Here is a 20,419-nt window from a genome sequence, read left to right as displayed (position 1 = left end):
TATGCTTTATTGGCTGACCGCCCTGTCCGATGGCGGCGATTTCTTCAACCTGTTCCGCTACATCACCTTCAGGGCGGGCGCGGCGTTTCTGACCGCGCTTTTCTTTGGGTTCATCTTCGGGCGACCGTTGATCAACGTGTTGCGCAGACGTCAGGGCAAGGGACAGCCGATTCGCGACGACGGCCCCGAGGGCCATATCGCCAAGGCCGGCACGCCGACCATGGGCGGGTTGCTGATCGTGGGTGCAGTGCTGACCTCGACGCTAATCTGGGCGCGGCTGGACAATCCGTTCGTGTGGCTGGTGCTTTTTGTCACGATAACCTTTGGCTTGATCGGGTTCGCCGACGATTATGCGAAAGTGTCGAAACAGAATGTGACAGGCGTGCCCGGCAAGTTGCGGCTGGGGCTCGGGTTCATCATTTCGGCCATCGCGGCCTATTGGGCGACGATGTATCACCCCGGCGAATTGCAAAATCAGCTCGCGCTTCCGGTCTTCAAGGATGTGCTGATCAACCTGAGCTATTTCTTCGTGCCGTTTGCCACCATCGTCATCGTGGGCTCGGCCAACGCCGTCAATCTGACCGATGGTCTGGACGGGCTGGCGATCATGCCGGTGATGATCGCGGGCGTCACCCTTGGCATCATCGCCTATACGGTGGGCCGGGTGGACGTGACAGAGTATCTGGAGGTGCATTACGTGCCGGGCACCGGCGAGATCCTTGTCTTTGTCGCGGGACTTGTTGGTGGGGGGCTCGGGTTTCTTTGGTATAACGCGCCGCCGGCAGCGGTCTTTATGGGCGATACCGGGTCGCTGGCGCTTGGCGGATCGCTCGGGGCCATCGCGGTTGCCACCAAGCACGAGATCGTGCTGGCCATCGTGGGCGGGCTTTTCGTGGTCGAGGCTCTGAGCGTGATCATTCAGGTCTTCTATTTCAAGCGGACGGGCAAACGGGTCTTCCTCATGGCGCCGATCCACCATCATTACGAGAAGAAGGGCTGGTCCGAACCGCAGATCGTTATCCGCTTCTGGATCATCGCGCTTATCCTCGCGATGATCGGTCTGGCGACGCTGAAGGTGCGGTGACCCTGCGGCGCGGCGCGTTAAAGCGCGGTGAAGGCACCGGCCAAACGCACCGACGCGATACTTACGTGAATACCGACGTGAATGCCGACATGAAAATGCGGGGCTCTGGACCCGCGCGGTGGCCTCGGTTACGGCTGAGGCAAGGTGATCAGGAGGGGTGCCATGATACCGGTCACGGGAATGACGGATGCACGTATCGCCGTGCTTGGGTTGGGCCGGTCGGGCCTGTCTGCCGCCCGCGCGCTCAAGGCGGGCGGGGCGCATCCGCTGGTCTGGGACGATATGGAGCCCGCCCGCGACACCGCCGCCGCCGAAGGGTTCGAGGTCAAGGATCTGACCCGCGCCAACGCCTTTGACGATATCGCCCGCCTGATCGTGAGCCCCGGTATTCCGCATCTTTATCCTGCCCCCCACCGGGTGGTTGCCGGCGCGCTTGGGGCCGGGGTGCCGGTGGACAATGATATCGGGCTTTTCTTCCGCTCGCTCGCGACGTCGCAATGGCACAGTTTCGACACCTTGCCACGTGTCGTGGCGGTCACCGGAAGCAACGGCAAATCAACCACGGCCGCGCTTATTCACCATGTCCTGACCGAGGCGGGGCGCCCGGCCCAGCTTGCCGGGAATATCGGGCGCGGCGTGCTTGATATCGACCCGCCGGGCGAGGGGGGGGTCGTCGTGCTCGAACTCAGTTCGTATCAGACCGAATTGGCGCGTGCGCTGACCCCTGATGTGGCGGTCTTCACCAATCTCAGCCCCGACCACCTTGAGCGCCATGGCGGCAAGGGCGGGTATTTCGCGGCCAAGCGCAGGCTCTTTGCCGAAGGCGGGCCGGATCGCGCGGTGATCGGCGTGGACGAGGTCGAGGGGCAATATCTGGCCAACCAGCTTTCCGAAGGGCCAAGCGACAACCGGGTCATCCGCGTGTCGTCGGGCCAGAAGCTTTCGGGTCCGGGCTGGCAGGTCTTTGCCCGCAAGGGGTTTCTGAGCGAATACCGCAAGGGGCGGCAGGCGGGCTCGATTGATCTGCGCCCGATTCGGGGCCTGCCCGGCGCGCATAATCATCAGAACGCCTGCGCGGCCTATGCGGCCTGCCGGAGCCTTGGCCTCGCGCCGCGTGAGGTTGAGGCGGGGTTTGCCAGCTTCGCGGGGCTGCGGCATCGCAGTCAGATCATCGCCGAAGCCGGTGGCGTGACCTTCGTGAATGATTCCAAGGCGACGAATGTCGACAGTGCGCTGAAGGCGCTGATGGCCTTTGATCGTGTTCGCTGGATCTGTGGTGGTTTGCAGAAGGAAGGCGGCCTTGAAACGCTCGCACCTGCGTTGTCGCGGGTGCTCAAGGCATATGTGATAGGCCGCGAGGCGCAGGCCTTCGCGCTTGAGCTTGACGGGATCACCGCGGATGTGTGCACCACGATGGAGACAGCGGTGGCCCGTGCCATGGACGAGGCCGAACCGGGCGATTGCGTGCTTCTTGCTCCGGCGGCGGCCAGTTTCGATCAGTATGACAATTTCGAAAAGCGCGGCGACGATTTTGTGAAAAACGTGACGGCCCGGCTTGGCGGGTAACGCGCTTGCGTTTCGCCGGGCCAGTGACCGGGCACGGCTTTGGCCTGCGGTTTGCGGCAACTCCGCTCTGGTATCTCGGGCGTGGCTCTTGTATCCGGGCGCGGTCTGATCCCGAGGGGCCTTTGCATGTCCGACACTGTTCCATTTGAAAAGCCCGGACCCGTCGAGGCGGGGCTGCGTAGCGCTATCGCCTCGACCGAGGAGATCATCGCCGAAGCGCGCGCCGGGCGTATGTATATCCTTGTCGATCACGAGGACCGCGAAAACGAAGGCGACTTGGTGATTCCGGCCGAATTCGCCGATGCGAACGCGGTAAATTTCATGGCGATGCATGGTCGGGGCCTGATCTGCCTGCCGATGACCGCCGAGCGGATCGAGGCGTTGGGCCTGCCTATGATGGCAGTCAACAATTCATCCCGGCACGAGACCGCCTTCACCGTTTCGATCGAGGCGCGCGAGGGGGTGAGCACGGGTATTTCGGCCGCCGACCGCGCGCTGACCATCGCCACCGCCATCAATGAGCAGAACACCGCCGCCGCCATCGCCACGCCGGGCCATGTGTTCCCGTTGCGCGCGCGCAATGGCGGGGTTCTGGTGCGGGCCGGACATACCGAGGCGTCGGTCGATATCTCACGTCTTGCGGGGCTCAATCCCGCGGGGGTGATCTGTGAGATAATGAACGAGGACGGCACCATGGCGCGCCTTCCCGATCTCATCGAGTTCTCCGAGAAATTCGGTATAAAGATCGGCACGATCTCGGATCTTATCGCGTATCGGCACAAGCATGATAACCTGATCTACGAGGTGCGCCGTGAAAAGGTCACGTCGTCGCATGGCGGGGCTTGGGACATGGTGATCTATGCCGATCAGATCACCGGCACCGAGCACGTTGTCCTGTCAAAAGGTGACATCACCGATGGCCGTCCGGTGCTCGCGCGGACCCATGCGCTCAATGCGCTCGAGGATGTGCTTGGCATCGGCCTTGACGCGAGCCCGCAAGGCCCCACCGGCAAGTTGCCGCGCGCGATGGACATCATCGCCGAGGAGGGGAGAGGCGCGGTTTTCCTGTTCCGGCAACCACGCCCCAAGCTTGCCTCCGAGATCGAGGACGACGACGCACCGCGCACGATCAAACATACCGGTCTTGGGGCCCAGATCATGTCGACCATGGGCCTTCAGGATCTTATCTTGCTGACCGATAGCCCGGACACGCGCTATCTGGGTCTTGATGCTTATGGTATCCGGATCGTCGGCACCCGACCCATCATCGGAGAATGACAGATGGCTGAAACCGAATACACCTTGCCGCGCGCCGGTTTCGATGCGCCGGTCAAGATTCTGATCGTGGTGGCGCCGTTCTATCGTGACATCGCGGATCAGCTTATCACCGGCGCCACCGCCGAGATCGAGGCGTCCGGCGGCACCTGGACCATCGAGGAAGTGCCCGGCGCGCTTGAGCTTTCGACCTCGATCGGGATCGCCGAACGCATGTCGAATTTTGATGGTTATGTCGCGCTTGGCTGTGTGATCCGGGGCGAAACCACCCATTATGAGACGGTTTGCAACGATAGCTCTCGTGGGTTGATGCTTCTGGGGCTTCAGGGGCTTTGCATCGGCAATGGCATCCTGACGGTCGAGAACCGCGATCAGGCCGAGGCGCGCGCCAACCCCGACCGCATGAACAAGGGCGCGGGCGCGGCAGCGGCGGCCCTGCATCTTGTCGCGCTGGCCCGGAAATGGGGCACGGGGCGCAAGGGCGTCGGGTTCGTGCCGGCCACGGATGAATACCGGCTTGCCGGGATGGCGAAGGACACCCCCAAGGCATGAGCGACGCACCACAGATATCGGGCAATCAGCGGCGCAAGATGCGCTCGGCGGCACGGCTTTATGCGGTGCAGGCGCTGTTCCAGATGGAGCATTCCAGCCAGTCCAGCACCGAGGTGCGGCGCGAATTCCTCGAATACCGGTTCGGGGCCGAAGTCGAGGATGGCGTTGACATGGCCGATGGCGATGTCGATCACTTCGGCAAGGTTCTGGACGATGCCGTGAACTGGCAGGGGCGCATCGACAAGATGACCGACCGCGCGCTGGTGGCGAAATGGCCGATTGACCGGATCGACCCGACGCTGCGCGCGCTGTTTCGTGCCGCCGGCGCGGAACTCACCCAGAGCGACGCGCCCCCAAGGGTGGTGATCGTGGAATATGTGGACATCGCGAAAAGCTTTTATCCAGAAGGCCGCGAGCCGCAATTCGTGAATGCCGTGCTTGATTTCATGGCCCGCGAGGCCAAGCCCGAGGCGTTCTGAAAAAGAGTGGTCCGTTCACCCTGCGACAGCGGTGCATTGCGGCGGGCGTTGCGCCGTTGATCACAGGCAAGGACATCGGGTTGCGTGGCCTTCGGCACATGGCCAACGGTCTGAGGCCGTGAGGATCAGCCGGACAAAATCCGCCGATGCGGTTGAGGCGGATGGCATTTGTGCTAGCTTTTCAGGCAGTGCAATAAAAGGGACCTCGGACCCATGCCAAAACTTATCCGCCTTTATATCGTTAATGTCTCGATCGGGTTCGTCGCTGCGGCGGTCTTTGTCGGGATGCTGCTTTGGTTCAATGTCGCCAATCTCTGGCATCTGGTTACCCATTCGGACAAGGGCTGGCTTGCTGTTCTGATTTTGTGGTTGGCCAACGGTATCGTCTTTGCAGGCGTGCAATTCGCCATCGCCGTGATGGCGATGAAGGACGATGATGACGACGATGACGATCAAGGTGGGCATGGCAGCCCCGTCATGCAGCACGATCACGTCGCGATCCCCGTTCGCGCCGATGGCGATCGCCGCGCCTGAGGCAAGTGAAGCACATGTGGCCGGGGAAGTGGCGGGCCCACCGCGACCGTTTGGTTATCTCATTCCCGAGGACCTGTATGTACAGGTGGGCGCCGGTTAACCGGACCACGGCCCGGACAGAGCCAGCTCCCTCGGAATTGCTTAAGGCCACTGGAATGCAACCGTTCACGAGAAGGGCAGAACCCGCCTGCGACAACAGGTAAGCCCGAGGCGCCCCCTCGGCAAGGGTCAGTTATCCGTCTTCGGCAATAAATCCGTAGCGGCGCAGTTCCTCGGGCACGAGGACATAGATTTCATCGGGCGGTGTGGTCAGCGCGTGCTGCATCACGAGCGGGTCGATCCCCATGTCATCGAGATAGACCATCACTTCGCCCTGACCTGCCTGTATGTCTTCGACTGCGAAGGCGGCGGGCAGGACGGTGTTCTGACCGAAATAGTGCTGATGGACGCCCACCTGCGCGTCTTTGTCGATATCGCGCGTCACACCGGCGGCAAGAAGATAGGGGCAAGCGGAGAAACAGTATTCCCCGGCAAGCACGCGCGTTGTGATGCCACGTTCGCGCAGGACCCGGCCAAGGGCGAGCGCGTCGCCGACCGACCCGCCGGGGCTTTGCAGGACCAATTGCTCGGCCTTTGGGGCAACCTCATCAAGACGTTTGGCGATGCGCGCGCCATCGCCCGGTTCGATCCCGCCTTCAAGCCGGTATGTCCCCCCGTCGATCTGCGTGAGCAACAGCCGTTCGGGCAATATGCCGGGATCGCGGGCAGGGCGTGTGGCCGGGCGGTCGCGTTCGGGCGCGAAACGGCGCCGCTGATCGCCGGGGCGCACCGGTTCGGTGAGGCCCGGCGCATCGGGCCCCATCCCCGGAAGCGAGAGGCGGCTTAGGTCAACGTCGCCCAGCACCAGAAGCACACCCAGCCCGATTTGAAAGATCAGAATGCCGTTGAGGATACGCGCGACGCGCGGCCCGCGCTCGGATTTGGCGGCAAGCCCCTCGGTCATCGCCCGGTGCCCGACAGGGGCTGCACCTTGTCGTCATCTGGTCGGGGCGGGCCCTGTCTCTCGGGGGAGGTGGCGTGGTGCGCGGCGTAATGTTCGAGGCCTGCATCGACATCGCGCGCCGCGGAAAGGGCGGCGCGTAGTTCGGTCAGGGTCATGCTGTCCTCGAGCGCCACGCCGTCACGGCCCGCGCGAATCGCCGAATGGGTAACCGCGAGGATCATCACCAGAACCCCCGGCAGCAGGTCGATTGCGATGGCGCCGGCCCATGAGGGGACGAAGTTGCGCGCATAAAGGATCACCGCATCCGCCGCGGAAATGGGCGTATAGGTCACTTCGGCGGCGGGGGTGAGGTTGATCACCTCGCGGGCGGCCCCTTCGAGCGTGGTGGCCCGCTGTCCCAGAACCTCAAGAACCGAGGTGATCGTCGCCTGCTGATCGCTGCGTCCCGCGGCCGTGCTGCTGTCGAGTTCGGGCAACACCACTGAGGCGGCAAGATCCTGTGCCGCGCGTTCTACGAGGGGCGCCACTGTCAGTTGCCGCATCTGCGTGATCAGCCCTTGAAGGCGCACAGCCGCCTCGGAAAATTCGACCGAGCGCGCCTCGACCGGGCCCTGTTCGACGGTGAGCGCCCGCATGCGCGACAGGATCGCGTTCCCTTCTGCGAAGGCCTCGTTGACGAGCGGGGTTTGCGTGGCGATCTGAGCCTCCAGCGCGGCAAGCTCGGCGGATTTCTGACGCAGCACCCGAAAGACCGCACCGCGCCCGGCAAGGCCCGAAAGATTGCCGGTGGCCTCCTGTTCGCTCAGGTCTTCGAAGGACTGCCGCACGCGGGCCACATCGCGTTCGAGCGCCTGACCCGTCAGGGCGATCTCGTGCGCTCGTTCCAGGCTGGCCTGATAATCCTGCACGGTTTTGGCAAGATGCTGTTCCACCGCGGCCGATCCGGCCAAAGCCGCGGCGTTGAGCCAGCTCGACATCGCGACAATGGCCACCGATCCCAAGCCCATCGCGCCCAAAAGCGCCACTCGTGACTGTGCCGTGCGCATCGCGGGAAAAAGCCGCAGAAGGTAGGACCAGAAGACGAATATACCGACCGAAACCGCCACCGAATACGCAATGGCGGCGAAGGTCGACATTACCCCGGTGTCATCCAGAAGCGACGAGACGCCGAGATAGGTGTAAATCCCCGAGGCCACGGCCAGAACGCCCAGTGCCGTGCCGGAAAACGTGCCGAGCCATGTGACATGGCCCTCAAGCTCGTTTGCATAGCGGATGTCGCGGGCGCGAGACGATTCGCGCTGAGTGGCGGCGGCGGGGCGGTCTGTCATGGTTTGTCCTTTGGCGGGGCGCAGGGCGCGCGACTGACGGCCGAGCGTGCGCGATCACCCGTCGGCGTTCAACATAAGGCCGAAACACGCCGAGTCAAAGTGGCGGGACCTTGCCAAGGTTCACACTTTGTTCGTAGTGTCGCGCCATGGAAAGTGGTCTTACACCGCAGCATGTGCTCATGCCCGGTCAGCTTCTGGCGCGGGGTGTGGCGCGCTATCTGCGTGAACTGGATTTTGTCTCGGTCGAGGAGTTCACGCCAGAGCGCGGCAAACGGGTTGATGTCATGGCGCTTGGTCCCAAGGGCGAAATATGGGTCATAGAATGCAAATCGTCGCGCGCCGATTTTCAGGCCGATGCGAAATGGCACGGCTATCTTGAGTGGTGTGACCGGTTCTTTTGGGCGGTGGATGAGACATTTCCCACCGATCTTCTACCGGGTGGCACGGGGCTTATCATCGCGGACGCGTATCAGGCCGAAATGCTCCGCATGGGGCCGCTGGACAAGCTTCCGGGTGCAAGACGCGGTGTTCTCACGCGGAAGATCGCACGCCATGCCGCGCTACGGCTTCAGACGGTGCGCGACCCGCACGCATGACAGGGGAGAGGGAGGGCCTCAGCCCCGGCTGGCTGCGGCGGCGCGGGCTGCGGCCATGATCTCGGAGGCGATTTCTTCCGCTTCCTCGGGGGAAAAATCCATCGGGATTTCCAGTTCTCCCGCGTCGATGAAAAGACGCACCATGCCGGTGTCCGTCGGCCCGATTTGAAGATTGGCTTCAATGTCGCGTTCGGTGTTGATGCCCATGTCGCCCTCCGGATATGCGCGCGACCGTGGCCTATCCATTCGGGCGGGGGATGGCAAGCCCGATGGCGGTGACCGTAGGGTGCAAGGCCGCGGCAGGGGTCTCTCCGGCGCGTCTGTCCTTGCATGAGCGCGAACCACGGCGGGGGATCAAAGAGGGGAAATCCGGCACAATGTGGCGCTGAAACCCCCTTGCAATCGTGTGGCGGGGCGGATAAATCGCGCGTCAGTGCCGCCTTAGCTCAGTAGGTTAGAGCGCTAGATTGTGGATCTAGAGGTCCCCCGTTCGAGCCGGGGAGGCGGTACCATCACCTTACTGGTCGACAATGATTTCCTGCCGGGGTGTGCCGCCTGTAGGATCATAGATCAGAATACGTCCATCTTCCGTCACAACAGCAAGAAAATCCGGCCCTTGAGTAAACGCGCTGGCGCGTGCGCCCTCGGGAAGGGTGATCCGCTCCGGCAACGGCGCCGGGGCCGTGCCCATCGACGAGAAGCGGATGACAAAGAGCGCAATGATCACTAGAAGGCCGGCAATCATCGTTACTGTCAGCACCGTCACCAGACGCCGCAGATAGGTCAGCATGGCCGGGTCTACCGGCTTGGGAGTGTCGTCCATGGGGCCCACGCGTATCACGTTTTTCATCGCGGCCGATCCGCCGCCGCGCCTTGATAAGGCGCTTTCGCGTGATGTGCCAGAGGCGGCACATCTTTCGCGGACGCGGCTGACGCGGCTTCTGAGTGACGGGTCGGTCACGGTGAACGGTGCGATCACCACCGAGGCCAAGGCGCGGGTGGCCGAAGGCGACGAAGTGACCATCATGCTTCCCGAGGCCGAGGAGAGCGAAATAAGCCCCGAGGCCATCACGCTCGATATCGTTCACGAAGACGCAGACCTGCTCGTGGTGTACAAGCCTGCGGGTCTTGTGGTTCATCCGGCCCCCGGAAGTCCCCGTGGCACGCTGGTCAACGCGCTTTTGCATCATTGCGGCAACGAATTGTCTGGTGTGGGCGGCGTGCGCAGACCGGGAATCGTGCACCGTATCGACAAGGATACCAGTGGGCTTCTCGTGGTCGCCAAGAGCGACCGGGCGCATCACGGCCTGAGCGAGCAGTTCGCGGCGCACAGCGTGACCCGTAGTTACCTCGCGATCACCCATGGGGTGCCCGAGGCCGCCGACCCGCGCCTGCGCGGGCTGCGCGGAGTGTCCTTCGAGCCGGGAGGCGTTCTGCGCATCGCCACGAACCTTGCCCGTCACCGCACCGACCGTCAGCGGCAGGCAGTGCTGTTCGAGGCCGGACGGCACGCCGTGACCCGTGCGCGCGTGATCGAGCCGCTGGGCCGCCCGGCCGGGGCCGCGTTGATCGAATGCCGGCTTGAAACAGGGCGGACGCATCAGATCCGTGTTCATATGGGATATGTCGGGCACGGCCTTGTCGGTGATCCGGTTTATGGTGGGCGGCGAAGCCTGTCCAAACGCGGGTTCACGGCGGCGGCACTTGCCGCGGCGGAGGCGTTTCCGAGACAGGCGCTACACGCCGCTGAACTGGGTTTTGAGCATCCCGCAACCGGGGAACAGATGTCGTTCGAGGCGCGTTTACCTGATGACATGCAGGCGCTTTTGTCCGCTTTGAGAGGGTAAACGCTTTCGCACGACTGCGTGAGCGCGTGACACAGACCCTCGCAATGCGGATAATATCGTTCATAATGTCTTAGGAATTCGGCGCTAGGCGTCTTGAAAAACAGACCGACCGGTCCCAAATCCATGTTACGCCCGTTAACATAGGGCTGAGCGAGGGAATGAACCATGAGCAACTATGCAAATCTGCCGGCACCGACCCCGGAAGGCGGTCTGAACCGCTACATGCAGGAAATCCGGAAGTTTCCGCTTCTGGAACCGGAAGAAGAATACATGCTGGCCAAGCGTTGGGTCGAGGAACAAGACACCGAGGCCGCGCACAGGATGGTGACATCGCACCTGCGGCTTGCGGCCAAGATCGCCATGGGCTATCGCGGCTATGGTTTGCCGCAGGCCGAGGTGATTTCCGAGGCGAATGTTGGCTTGATGCAGGCGGTGAAACGGTTCGACCCTGAAAAGGGCTTCCGCCTTGCCACCTATGCGATGTGGTGGATTCGCGCCAGTATTCAGGAATATATCCTGCGCAGCTGGTCCATGGTGAAGCTGGGCACGACGAGCGCGCAGAAAAAGCTTTTCTTCAACCTTCGCAAGGCCAAGGCACGCATCGGCGCGCTGGAGGAAGGTGACATGAGGCCCGAAAATGTTGCACGGATCGCGCATGATCTTGGTGTGACCGAGACCGAAGTTATCAGCATGAACCGCCGCATGTCCGGCGGCGATGCTTCGCTCAATGCCACCGTTGGCCAAGAGGGCGAAGGCACCATGCAATGGCAGGATTGGCTCGAGGATGAGGATGCCGATCAGGCCGGCGATTATGAAAAGCGCGACGAGCTCGAGTCGCGACTCGGACTGCTGACCGAGGCGATGGATGTGCTCAACGACCGCGAAAAAGACATACTGACCCAGCGTCGGCTTAATGAGGAGAGTGTCACGCTTGAGGAATTGAGCGGGCAGTATGACGTCAGCCGCGAACGTATCCGTCAGATCGAGGTGCGTGCCTTCGAAAAGTTGCAAAAGCGTATGCGGACGCTGGCGCAAGAAAAAGGCATAATGGCACCCGCCTAAGAGCTTGGAGCGAGTCGGCATAGACGATAGCCTCGGCCACAAGGGCCGGGGTTTTCTCGGTTAAGGGCGGGGTGTTTGTTGTGATACGATATGTCAGGTTTGCTGTCTGTTTGATACTGCTCGCCTCCTGTGGGGCTCAGCCGGTCGCACGGGTCGCGCCTCCTGTTCAAGGTGCCTCGTCTCAGGTGATATACGTCGCGGCGCAGCGGGATTTCGACAATCCGGGCCCGTCCTTCGGACGTGAGCGTCCCAAGGAGCTGAGCCATGCGCGGATCACGGTCAGCGTGCCGCCCACCCATGTGATCGGACGGATCGAATGGCCCGACGAAACGCCCAACGCGGCGACCGATTTCGTCGTCACCGAGTCACAGCGATTTGCCAGCGGTGTCGCAATGCGCCGCGATCTGCGCGCACGAGGCGGGGGCGGCGAGACACTTTTGTTCATTCATGGCTACAACAATACGATGTCGCAGGCGCTTTACCGCTTTGCGCAGATGAAAGCCGATTTCGGCATCAACGGCCCCGCCACGATGTTTTCCTGGGCGTCCGCCGGGGTTCCGAGCGGATATGCCTATGACCGTGACAGCGTTCTTTTCGCGCGAGACGATCTTGAAAAGACGTTGCGCACCCTGACGGATGACGGTCAAAAGGTCGCGATCGTGGCGCACTCAATGGGCGCACATCTTGCGATGGAGACGTTGCGGCAAATTGCACTGAAGGGCGACAGGCGGCTTTTGTCCCGCATCAGCAGCGTGGCGCTGATGTCGCCTGATATCGACCCCGACCTCTTTCACAAACAGGCGGAGGCAATCGGCCAACTGCCACAGCCATTTTTCATTTTCATCTCACAGCAGGACCGTGCGCTTGATCTTGCCAGCCTGATCACGGGCAGCAAGCCGCGCCTCGGCGGGATTCAAGGGCCCGATCAAGTGGCCGGTCTCGATGTTTCGGTGATTGATTTCACAGCGCTAAGCAGTGGCGAGGGACTGAACCACTCGGTGCCCGCGACATCGCCGGCGGCAGTGGGTGTCTTGCGCGGCATGATCGAACAGGCGTGGAGCGGTGCAACCGCTTTTGAGCGCTACATGGTGTTGTCGGCGCAACCATAGGAGGACAGGATATGGCCGGTGGATGGGCCCGTGATGGCGCGGTGAGCGAACAGATCGAAGCGTCGATTGCCGATGAATTGGCGCGACTCAAGTCGCGACCGGCGCCAGAGGGCGAAAGCCGCACCCATTGCGCGGAATGCGAGGAGCCGATCCCCGAACCGCGGAGAGAGGCGATTCCGGGTGTAAAGCTATGCTTTGATTGTGCGTCCGAGCGCGATGGCCGCGCCAATTCGCGCGGTGGTATTAACCGGCGTGGCTCCAAAGACAGCCAGTTGAAGTGATCAGCGGGAGCCGCTGCTCCGGTTGCGGCGCAGGCGCCGCATGATTGGCCTGACGTCCAAGGCCGCCACGGCGATGCCAAGTGGCAGCATCCAGAGGCCGAGGATTGGCAGGAAGCCGAAGATGCCGCCGATGATCAGCAATAGACCGATGACCGCGCGCAGGCCAAACGGCACGCGGGCGCGCGTCCAGGCCTGAAACCGTCGCAGTTTGAAGCGCCATGTTCGGCGGTAGGGTGTGCGTTCCTTGTTCATTTTCGTTCTTGATGACCGTTCATCCAAAATGTGTCGCAAGAAACGTGATCACATGTTTTTGCGATTTGCAGGGCACCTTCCGACTGTTGCACGTGTTTCGCCTTTCGCTGGAGTCTCAGATAAAAGGCGAAACGCTTAACCAACGCGCGGTTTGACCGATTGTTTCACTGATCTTCCATCGCCTCGAGCTCGTCTATCATGTCCGAGATCATCGACAGGCCCTTGTCCCAGAATTTCGGATCCGTGGCGTCGAGGCCGAAGGGCTCCAGAAGTTCTTTGTGATGTTTGGAGCCGCCGGCGCGAAGCATCTCGAAATACTTGTCCTGAAAGCCTTCGGGGTTTTCTTCGTAAACGGCATAAAGCGCATTCACGAGACCGTCGCCAAAGGCATAGGCGTAGACATAGAAGGCCGAATGAACGAAATGCGGGATATATGCCCAGAAATGCTCATACCCGTCCATGAAGTCGAAGGCGGGGCCGAGTGATTCGCCCTGTACCGACATCCAGAGGGCGCCGATATCTTCGGGGGTCAGTTCGCCCTCGCGCCGGGCGGCGTGGAGCTTGCATTCGAAATCGTAAAACGCAATCTGACGCACGACCGTGTTGATCATGTCCTCGACCTTGCCGGCAAGGAGCACCTTGCGCTCCTGCTTGGTGTCCGCGGCGTCGAGCATCTTGCGGAAGGTGAGCATTTCGCCGAACACCGAAGCCGTTTCGGCGAGGGTGAGCGGGGTCGAGCTGAGAAGTTCGCCCTGATCCGCCGCCAGAACCTGATGCACGCCGTGACCAAGTTCATGCGCAAGTGTCATGACATCGCGCGGCTTGCCCAGATAATTGAGCATCACGTAAGGGTGGACGGCGGTCACCGTGGGATGCGCGAAGGCGCCCGGTGCCTTACCGGGCTTTACGCCGGCGTCAATCCAGCCCTTTTCAAAGAACGGCGTCGCCAGATCGCCCATCCGGGGGTCAAAGGCGGTGTAGGCGTCCATCACCATGCCGCGTGCGGTGGGCCAATCGACGATCTTCGTCTCTTCGATGGGCAAGGGGGCATTGCGATCCCAGACTTGCATACGGTCAAGGCCGAGCCACTTGCGCTTGAGTTCGTAATACCGATGGCTGAGCTTGGGGTAAGCCGCGACCACCGCGTCGCGCAGGGCCTCGACCACCTCGGGCTCGACATCGTTGGCAAGGTGCCGCGCGCTTTGGGGCGTGGGCATCTTGCGCCAGCGGTCGATGACCTCTTTTTCCTTGGTCAATGTGTTGTGGACACGGGCGAAGGTGCGGATGTTCGCGCCGAAAACCCTTGCGAGTTCTTCCGCCGCTGCCGCGCGCTTGTCACGGTCCTGTTCGGTGAGTTGGTTGAGCGTCGCCTCGATCCCAAGGGTTTCGCCATCCACTTCGAACGACAGGCCCGCGATGGTTTCGTCAAAGAGCCGCTCCCATGCGTCGCCCATTACGCCCAGATCATGCAAGAATTTCTCAAGCTCGTCCGAAAGTTGATGATCCTTCATCGCGCGAATACGGTCGAGCACTGGCTTGTATCGCTTGAGCCCGGCGCTTTGGTCATAGAGCGCGGCGAGGTGATCATCCTCAAGGCGGTTCAGTTCGAGCGAGAAAAAGACCAGCGGCGTGGTATAGGCCGTGATCTTTTCCTGACAGTCCGAAAGGAACTTGGTGCGCTCGGGGTCGGTTGTCTGCTGATGATAGCGCAGGCCCGCAAAAGACATGATGCGTCCCGCCACACTTGTAATCTCCTCGTCACGGCGGATGCATTTCAAAAGGCCACCCGCGTCGAGCGTGTCGAGTTTGCCCTCGTAATCCTTTGCGAATTCGGCACAGGCGTTGTTGAGCCAATCAAGATCGCGTTTGAGCTCAGGCGCGTCGGCACCTGGGTAGAGATCGCTGAGATCCCATTCCGGCAGGTCCCCCAGATCGCGGCTTCCGTGATCGGTTTCGGCGTCGCGGGCAGGCTGTGGCAGGTGGATCATGCGGGCTCTCCTTGTGATTTGCGTCTGACATAGTGGGCGGGGCGCGCGGGCTCAACCGTATCAGCCGTATTGGGCGAGAATAGCGCGCAAATCATCAAGTGTGTTCGCTTCTTGCACTGGTTTGTCATGACGCCAACGCTTCATCCGCGGAAAGCGCAGCGCGACACCGGATTTGTGGCGCGGGCTTTCGTGGATGCCCTCGAACGCGATTTCAAACACGTGTTCGGGTGTCACCTGTCGCACCGGACCAAAGCGTTGCTGTGTATTCTTGCGCACCCACGCCGTGATCTGGCGGAATTCGGCATCGGTCAGGCCGGAGTAAGCCTTGGTGAAGGGAACCAGATCGTTGCCGGACCAGACCGCGAATGTGAAGTCGGTAAACAGGTTGGCGCGGCGGCCATGGCCCTGCTGTGCATAGATCATCACCGCATCAATGGTCAGCGGATCGAGCTTCCATTTCCACCAGTCCCCCTTTTTGCGCCCCGCATGATAAGGGCTGTCCGCGCGCTTGAGCATCAGCCCTTCTGCGCGTTGGTCGCGGGCCGTGGCGCGGTGTTGGCGCAGGTCGTCCCATGTCTTGAACGCAATGAGACGCGAGAGGCGCAGCGGCGCGTTCTCGGGCAGGCCTTGCATCAGCGCGTCAAGGCGTGCGCGCCGTTCGGCAAAGGGCCGTGCCCGGATATCCTCACCGTCGTCTTCCACCAGATCATAGGCCAGAACGATGACCGGAGCACGTTTCAGAAGCGTTTTGGGCACCGTTTTGCGGCCGATCCGTTTTTGCAGGTCGTTGAAGGGAAGGGGGGCCGTGCCGGTCCATGCCACGATTTCCCCGTCGATCACGGTTCCGGGCGGCAGAAGATCGCGCGCAACGGCAAGTTCGGGAAAGCGGTCGGTCATAAGCTCCTCACCGCGCGACCAGACGAAATGCGCCCCGCCGCGCGTGATGAGTTGGCCGCGGATGCCGTCCCATTTCCATTCGGCGCACCAGTCGCCGGGGTGGCCAAGCTCTTCTGGGGGTGTTTCGTCAAGCCCGTAGGCGAGGCAGAAGGGGTAAGGCCGCGAGAGGGCGGCGGCATCGTCTGGCGCTTCGATCAGATCGGCGAAGGTGGTGGTGTCCGGCGTCCAGTCGCCCATGAGCCGGTGGGCAAGTTCGGCCTCGTCTCGGTGGGTGGCCCGAGCCAGCGCGCGCGTCATGAGCTTGCGCGAGACGCCGACGCGAAAACCGCCGGTCAGCAGCTTGTTGAAGACAAAGCGCTCGCGCGGGGTCATCTGGTCCCATGCGCCGAGGATGGCCGACTTGCGCGTCTCGTCATCGGCGTCGTCAAGCGCGCGCATCTGCTCGATCCAGTCGGTCAGGGGGGCATCGTGATCTTGCGTTGCCGGTGGCAGCACCAATGCGATGGTCTCGGCCAGATCGCCGACGATGCCGTAGCTCTCCTCGAACAGCCATAGCGGAATCCCGGCCTGCTCTGCGGCCCATTCCCGTAGTTTCGTGGTGGTGATCGCCCGGCGCGGGCGCCGCCCCGAGAAAAGTGCGATGGTCCAGAGCCTGTCGGCCTCGGGTGCGGCGCGGAAATACTCGGTCAGCGCGTCCACCTTGACGGTGGTCTTGGTTGTCTGATCGATGGTCGTATAGAGATCGGTGAAGCGTTTCAAAGGATGCTGCCCTCTTCGCTTTCGCCGGTGAACTCGGTCGGGACCGCGCGGGCGTTATAGCCCTGATCCTTGAGCCAGGATGCGAAGATATCGGTGTAACCATGCGTTGTGTAGACGTTTTCCGCGCCAGTATCAGAGATTGCCGCATTCAGCCCGTCCCAGTCAGCATGATCGGACATGACGAATCCGCGATCGACGCTGCGCCGCCGGCGCACGCCGCGCAGGCGCATCCAGCCGCTTGCAAACCCGGTCGAGGCCGGGCGAAAGCGGCGTGCCCAAGTGCTTCCAAAGGCTGCGGGTGGCGCGAGGACGAGCGCACCGGGATGATCGGCGGGTTTGAGATCGGGCGTCACATGGAGGGTCGGGGGCATGTCATAACCTTGCGCCCGCAATACGTCATTGGTCTGTTCCACCGCTCCATGGGTCAGGATCGGCGCGATAGATGGATCAAGCAGCGACAGGAAGCGCTGTGCCTTACCCAAGGAATAGGCCCCCAGACGCGAGAACCGCCCCGCCGAGGCGTTGGCCGCCCACCAGTCGTTGATCTCTTGCGCGGCTTGGGTTTCGGTGGGCCAGGTAAAGACCGGCAGGCCAAAGGTGCATTCGGTGATGAAGCTGTGACAGCGCACCGGCTCGAACGGGGTGGACAGGCGGTCAGGTGCGGTCTTGTAGTCGCCGGATACAACCCAGACCTCGCCCTTCACCTCGACCCGTATCTGGGCCGAGCCCGGGATATGCCCTGCCGGGTGAAAAGACACGGTGGCCCCGCCGATACGGCGTTCCTCGCCATAGCATAGGGTGTCGAGCTTGATGGCGCCCAAACGATGCCGCATGACCGGTGCCGCGATGTCGGTGGCCAGATAGCGCGCATGACCATGGCGCGCGTGATCGGCATGGCCATGGGTGATCAAAGCCCGATTCACCGGGCGCCAAGGGTCGATGTGGAAATCCCCGGCGGGGCAGTAGATGCCAGAAGGTGTGAATCTCAGAACCATGTTTGAAGAGTAGTCTCATGGGGGTAAAATGCCAGTCGTGGCCGCTTGTCATTCGCGGGTCCTGCGATAGGGTGAGCGCGACACATCGAATGGGGGACACGATGCGATTTGCCAGATATGGGGCGCCGGGGGCCGAGCGCCCGGCCATGCTTGATTCCGAGGGGCGTTTGAGGGATTTGTCGGGTGTTGTGCCCGACTTGGCCGGAGATCTTCTGGGCCGGTTGCCTAAGGTCAATCCCGAAGCGCTTCCTCTGGTGGAGGGCACGCCGCGCCTTGGGCCGCCGATTGCCGGGACGGGCAAGTTCATCGGGATCGGTCTCAATTTTTCGGATCATGCGGCCGAGGCGGGTTTGACGCCGCCGCCCGAGCCTATCGTGTTCATGAAGGCCACATCGTCGATCTGTGGTCCGAACGACACCGTGATGTTGCCGCGCGGGTCCGAGAAGTCAGATTGGGAGGTCGAGCTTGGTGTGGTGATCGGTCGACACGCGAAATACGTGTCCGAGGCCGACGCGCTGTCGCATGTGGCGGGGTTCACCATCGTCAATGACATATCGGAGCGGCATTTTCAGACCGAGCGCAAGGGCCAATGGACCAAGGGCAAGAGTTGCGACACGTTCGGCCCCATCGGCCCGTGGCTGGTGACCCCGGACGAAGCGGGAGACCCGCAGGCCCTTGGCATGTCGCTTGATGTGAACGGAGAGCGGATGCAGACGGGAAGCACGAGCGCCATGATCTTCGGCGTAGCGCATGTGGTGTCCTATCTCAGCCAGATGATGAGCCTGCACCCCGGTGATGTCATTGCGACGGGCACGCCGCCCGGCGTCGGAATGGGTATGACGCCGCCGCGCTTTCTGACCCCCGGGGATGTTATGGAGCTTGAGATCGAAGGTCTTGGGCGGCAGCGTCAGGAGGTGGCGATGGATGGCTGACGCGCAGCGCTTTTGTTTCGCACGCCATCCATGAAATCAGCCATCCGGTCAAAAACGCAAGTCCGTGTGGTCGGGCTTTCCATCATGACCTCGTGGCGCGCACCCTCAAGCAGCTTGAGCGTGCCATCAGGCCACCGCTTCATCCGGTCATGGACGCTGACCGGATCGACGATTTCCTCGTCGGAGCCAAGAAAGGTGATACACGGCAATTCAGGAGAGGGCATGCGGCCAAGCTTGCGGCATTCGCTCAGCGCCTCATAGAGCCAGCGCAAGCTCGGACCACCAAGTCCAAGCGCGGGGCGGGCGCGGGTCTGGTCGATCATGTATTGATACATGTCCTCGTCGCAGGTGAGCTTGTTCGCTGTGAACGGCTCGCTCAGGACATAGGGGTTCGACTGGGTGCCGGGGGCATAGAAATGGTCCATGCCAAGCCGGCGGCTTCCCCAGCCAAGAGACCAGGCAAGCGGCCGCACGACGTCAGCCAGTCGAATGCCCCACATCGGCGCCGAAAAGATCGCGCCGGCGACCGGGGCATTATTGTGCAGGGCGCGTAGCCCGATGCATCCCCCCATGGAATGCCCGAGAAGATACCAGGGCTTCGGCAGCTCAAGCTTCTGCGCCGCGTCTAGAACGGCACGCACATCATGTTGATAATCGTCAAAGAAATGCACATGCCCCGAAAGTTCATCAGCGATTAGCCGATCAGCAAGGCCCTGGCCCCGCCAGTCCACGGCGAGCAGATCATAGCCGCGCGCCGCGAAATCATGCGCCGCACGGCCGTATTTCTCGACATACTCTGTGCGTCCCGGAAACAGGAGGACCGTCCCGCGCGCCCCTTCGTGGCGCCACAGGCCAATCCGGATGCGCACCCCGTCATCGGTGTGCAGCCACCAGGCCTCTGCATCTTCAGGGCCATCGGTGATTTCGTGATGGAATGGCGCAGTCTGCATCGTTCAGGAGAGGGCGCTGCCCAGTTGCATCGCCATGCCCATATCACCGTCGACCGACAGCTTTCCGGTCATGAAGGCGGCGGTTGGGTCAAGGTCGTTCGTCATGATCGCGTGAAAGGTTTCGGCATCGGCGGTCAGGGTCACGTCGGCCTCGTCATCGCCCGCGCGCGCACCCGCATTGTCAACCATTACCGCGCCTTCGCCTTCGATAACGAATTTGGCGGTTCCGTTGAATTCATTGCCTTCGAGCTTTTCATTGAGGCTCTTGACGGCTGCGTCGATCGTTTCGCTCATGGGGTTCTCCTTCGGAATTGATCGGCCGGGGGTTTGCATTCCGGACGTATGCGTTAAACTCTTCCGGGTTATGAGCGTTCACAGATATAATCTCAAGAATATCGTCGCGGCAGTTTTCGCGACAGTCATGTTTTCCCTACCCGCTTGGTCGGGTGAGGCGACACGGCTGGATCGTCTGTTTGCGCAATTGCAAAAGGCCGATGAGGCCGCGGCGCCCGCGATTGCCAAGGATATCGCGCTTGAACTGTCGAAATCGGGATCGCCCGCAATGGATTTTCTGCTCAGACGCGGAAAGAACGCGCTTGAGGCCGGAGACCTTGCCGCGGCACGGGATCATCTTGGCGCACTGGTCGATCATGCGCCGAAATTTGCCGAAGCCTGGCATGTGCGCGCGATCGCGCGCGCCCGCGCGGGCCTGCTGGGTCCGGCGCTTGCGGATCTGGAGCATGCTCTGGCGCTTGAGCCGCGCCATTACACCGCGCTCTATAGTCTGGGCTCGCTTCTGGAAGAGACGGGGCAGGAGGAACTGGCCGTCAGGGCGTATGAGGCCGCCCGCGACATCCATCCTCATGATCCAGATACCCTTGCCGCGCTCGAGCGTCTGAGCCATGTCACGCAGGGCACGCAACTCTGATC

Annotated in this window: 23 protein-coding genes, 1 tRNA gene and 1 other RNA gene; 14 read left to right on the top strand and 11 right to left on the bottom strand. The window is 62.1% G+C overall.

All coding sequences use genetic code 11. From position 1 onward, the window contains the following. The first annotated feature begins 1 nt into the window (after nt 1). The 6 genes from mraY to V8359_RS06080 all read left to right on the top strand — a co-directional run bounded on the left by mraY (nt 2) and on the right by V8359_RS06080 (nt 5,490). Nucleotides 2-1,084 carry a phospho-N-acetylmuramoyl-pentapeptide-transferase gene (mraY, locus tag V8359_RS06105; RefSeq protein ID WP_336427846.1) on the top strand — a complete coding sequence of 361 codons (1,083 nt, stop codon included), beginning with the start codon at nt 2-4 and terminating at the stop codon, nt 1,082-1,084. 162 nt (nt 1,085-1,246) lie between these two features. Then, nucleotides 1,247-2,650, top strand: coding sequence for a UDP-N-acetylmuramoyl-L-alanine--D-glutamate ligase (gene murD, locus V8359_RS06100; protein WP_336427845.1), 1,404 nt, complete (start codon nt 1,247-1,249; stop codon nt 2,648-2,650). 126 nt (nt 2,651-2,776) lie between these two features. Continuing rightward, nucleotides 2,777-3,928 carry a 3,4-dihydroxy-2-butanone-4-phosphate synthase gene (gene ribB, locus V8359_RS06095; RefSeq protein ID WP_336427844.1) on the top strand — a complete coding sequence of 384 codons (1,152 nt, stop codon included), beginning with the start codon at nt 2,777-2,779 and terminating at the stop codon, nt 3,926-3,928. Nucleotides 3,929-3,931: 3 nt separating this feature from the next. Further along, nucleotides 3,932-4,477 (top strand): 6,7-dimethyl-8-ribityllumazine synthase, encoded by a 546-nt coding sequence (locus V8359_RS06090; protein WP_336427843.1) that lies wholly within the window; start codon nt 3,932-3,934, stop codon nt 4,475-4,477. Continuing rightward, nucleotides 4,474-4,956, top strand: a complete 483-nt coding sequence (gene nusB / locus V8359_RS06085; protein ID WP_336427842.1) for a transcription antitermination factor NusB — start codon at nt 4,474-4,476, stop codon at nt 4,954-4,956. Before V8359_RS06090 ends, nusB begins: the two co-directional genes overlap by 4 nt. Nucleotides 4,957-5,169: 213 nt before the next feature. Beyond that, complete coding sequence (locus tag V8359_RS06080) at nt 5,170-5,490, top strand: hypothetical protein (protein ID WP_336427841.1); 321 nt, start codon at nt 5,170-5,172, stop codon at nt 5,488-5,490. A gap of 30 nt (nt 5,491-5,520) precedes the next feature. Here the strand turns inward: V8359_RS06080 and ssrS are convergent. The 3 genes from ssrS to V8359_RS06070 form a co-directional block, all read right to left on the bottom strand. Then, nucleotides 5,521-5,676, bottom strand: a non-coding RNA gene (ssrS, locus tag V8359_RS19310) — 6S RNA. 46 nt (nt 5,677-5,722) lie between these two features. After that, nucleotides 5,723-6,493, bottom strand: coding sequence for a hypothetical protein (locus V8359_RS06075; protein WP_336427840.1), 771 nt, complete (start codon nt 6,491-6,493; stop codon nt 5,723-5,725). Further along, entirely contained in the window at nt 6,490-7,821 is a 1,332-nt protein-coding gene (locus tag V8359_RS06070) for a hypothetical protein (RefSeq protein WP_336427839.1), read from the bottom strand. Before V8359_RS06070 ends, V8359_RS06075 begins: the two co-directional genes overlap by 4 nt. A 146-nt stretch (nt 7,822-7,967) precedes the next feature. Between V8359_RS06070 and V8359_RS06065 the strand changes: the two genes are divergently transcribed. Further along, complete coding sequence (locus V8359_RS06065; RefSeq protein WP_336427837.1) at nt 7,968-8,417, top strand: MmcB family DNA repair protein; 450 nt, start codon at nt 7,968-7,970, stop codon at nt 8,415-8,417. An 18-nt stretch (nt 8,418-8,435) separates the two neighbouring features. Here V8359_RS06065 and V8359_RS06060 read toward each other — a convergent pair whose 3' ends face one another. Next, complete coding sequence (locus V8359_RS06060; protein WP_336427836.1) at nt 8,436-8,624, bottom strand: DUF6324 family protein; 189 nt, start codon at nt 8,622-8,624, stop codon at nt 8,436-8,438. Nucleotides 8,625-8,852: 228 nt separating this feature from the next. Here V8359_RS06060 and V8359_RS06055 point away from each other — a divergent pair. After that, a tRNA-His gene (locus tag V8359_RS06055) sits at nt 8,853-8,929 on the top strand. Nucleotides 8,930-8,934: 5 nt separating this feature from the next. On the opposite strand, the gene V8359_RS06050 is transcribed toward V8359_RS06055, so the two are convergent. Next, nucleotides 8,935-9,207 (bottom strand): DUF6476 family protein, encoded by a 273-nt coding sequence (locus V8359_RS06050; protein WP_336427835.1) that lies wholly within the window; start codon nt 9,205-9,207, stop codon nt 8,935-8,937. A 31-nt stretch (nt 9,208-9,238) separates the two neighbouring features. On the opposite strand from V8359_RS06050, the gene V8359_RS06045 reads away from it, so the two are divergent. The 4 genes from V8359_RS06045 (at nt 9,239) to V8359_RS06030 (ending at nt 12,716) form a co-directional block, all read left to right on the top strand. Further along, on the top strand, nt 9,239-10,264 hold the full coding sequence (locus V8359_RS06045) for an RluA family pseudouridine synthase (RefSeq protein WP_336427834.1): 1,026 nt from the start codon (nt 9,239-9,241) through the stop codon (nt 10,262-10,264). 165 nt (nt 10,265-10,429) lie between these two features. Continuing rightward, nucleotides 10,430-11,326, top strand: coding sequence for an RNA polymerase sigma factor RpoH (gene rpoH / locus V8359_RS06040; protein ID WP_336427833.1), 897 nt, complete (start codon nt 10,430-10,432; stop codon nt 11,324-11,326). A gap of 185 nt (nt 11,327-11,511) precedes the next feature. Next, on the top strand, nt 11,512-12,435 hold the full coding sequence (locus V8359_RS06035) for an alpha/beta hydrolase (protein ID WP_336427832.1): 924 nt from the start codon (nt 11,512-11,514) through the stop codon (nt 12,433-12,435). Nucleotides 12,436-12,446: 11 nt separating this feature from the next. After that, entirely contained in the window at nt 12,447-12,716 is a 270-nt protein-coding gene (locus V8359_RS06030; protein ID WP_336427831.1) for a DksA/TraR family C4-type zinc finger protein, read from the top strand. Here V8359_RS06030 and V8359_RS06025 read toward each other — a convergent pair whose 3' ends face one another. The 4 genes from V8359_RS06025 to V8359_RS06010 all read right to left on the bottom strand — a co-directional run bounded on the left by V8359_RS06025 (nt 12,717) and on the right by V8359_RS06010 (nt 17,607). Next, a complete protein-coding gene (locus V8359_RS06025; RefSeq protein WP_336427830.1) occupies nt 12,717-12,968 on the bottom strand; it encodes a hypothetical protein in 252 nt (83 codons plus the stop codon). Between the two features lie 164 nt (nt 12,969-13,132). Further along, a complete protein-coding gene (locus V8359_RS06020) occupies nt 13,133-14,956 on the bottom strand; it encodes a M3 family oligoendopeptidase (RefSeq protein ID WP_336427829.1) in 1,824 nt (607 codons plus the stop codon). A gap of 60 nt (nt 14,957-15,016) precedes the next feature. Next, nucleotides 15,017-16,612: an ATP-dependent DNA ligase gene (locus V8359_RS06015; protein WP_336427828.1), complete on the bottom strand. Its 1,596-nt coding sequence runs from the start codon at nt 16,610-16,612 to the stop codon at nt 15,017-15,019. Continuing rightward, nucleotides 16,609-17,607, bottom strand: coding sequence for a ligase-associated DNA damage response exonuclease (locus V8359_RS06010; protein ID WP_336427827.1), 999 nt, complete (start codon nt 17,605-17,607; stop codon nt 16,609-16,611). The genes V8359_RS06015 and V8359_RS06010 overlap by 4 nt, the downstream gene beginning before the upstream one ends. Before the next feature lie 101 nt (nt 17,608-17,708). Here V8359_RS06010 and V8359_RS06005 point away from each other — a divergent pair, with 101 nt between their 5' ends. After that, on the top strand, nt 17,709-18,539 hold the full coding sequence (locus V8359_RS06005) for a fumarylacetoacetate hydrolase family protein (RefSeq protein WP_336427826.1): 831 nt from the start codon (nt 17,709-17,711) through the stop codon (nt 18,537-18,539). Here V8359_RS06005 and V8359_RS06000 read toward each other — a convergent pair. Both V8359_RS06000 and V8359_RS05995 read right to left on the bottom strand, forming a co-directional pair. Then, nucleotides 18,515-19,489 carry an alpha/beta hydrolase gene (locus tag V8359_RS06000; protein WP_336427825.1) on the bottom strand — a complete coding sequence of 325 codons (975 nt, stop codon included), beginning with the start codon at nt 19,487-19,489 and terminating at the stop codon, nt 18,515-18,517. The genes V8359_RS06005 and V8359_RS06000 overlap by 25 nt on opposite strands. 3 nt (nt 19,490-19,492) lie before the next feature. Continuing rightward, nucleotides 19,493-19,783, bottom strand: coding sequence for an SCP2 sterol-binding domain-containing protein (locus V8359_RS05995; RefSeq protein ID WP_336427824.1), 291 nt, complete (start codon nt 19,781-19,783; stop codon nt 19,493-19,495). A gap of 127 nt (nt 19,784-19,910) precedes the next feature. Here V8359_RS05995 and V8359_RS05990 point away from each other — a divergent pair, with 127 nt between their 5' ends. Beyond that, nucleotides 19,911-20,417: a tetratricopeptide repeat protein gene (locus V8359_RS05990; RefSeq protein WP_336427823.1), complete on the top strand. Its 507-nt coding sequence runs from the start codon at nt 19,911-19,913 to the stop codon at nt 20,415-20,417. Nucleotides 20,418-20,419 lie beyond the last annotated feature (2 nt).

Origin of the sequence: Roseovarius sp. E0-M6 (genome assembly GCF_037083845.1) — a bacterium.
Classification (GTDB): Bacteria; Pseudomonadota; Alphaproteobacteria; order Rhodobacterales; family Rhodobacteraceae; genus Roseovarius.
Note: the sequence above shows the minus strand (reverse complement) of the source record. Positions and strands in the feature narration are given on the sequence as shown.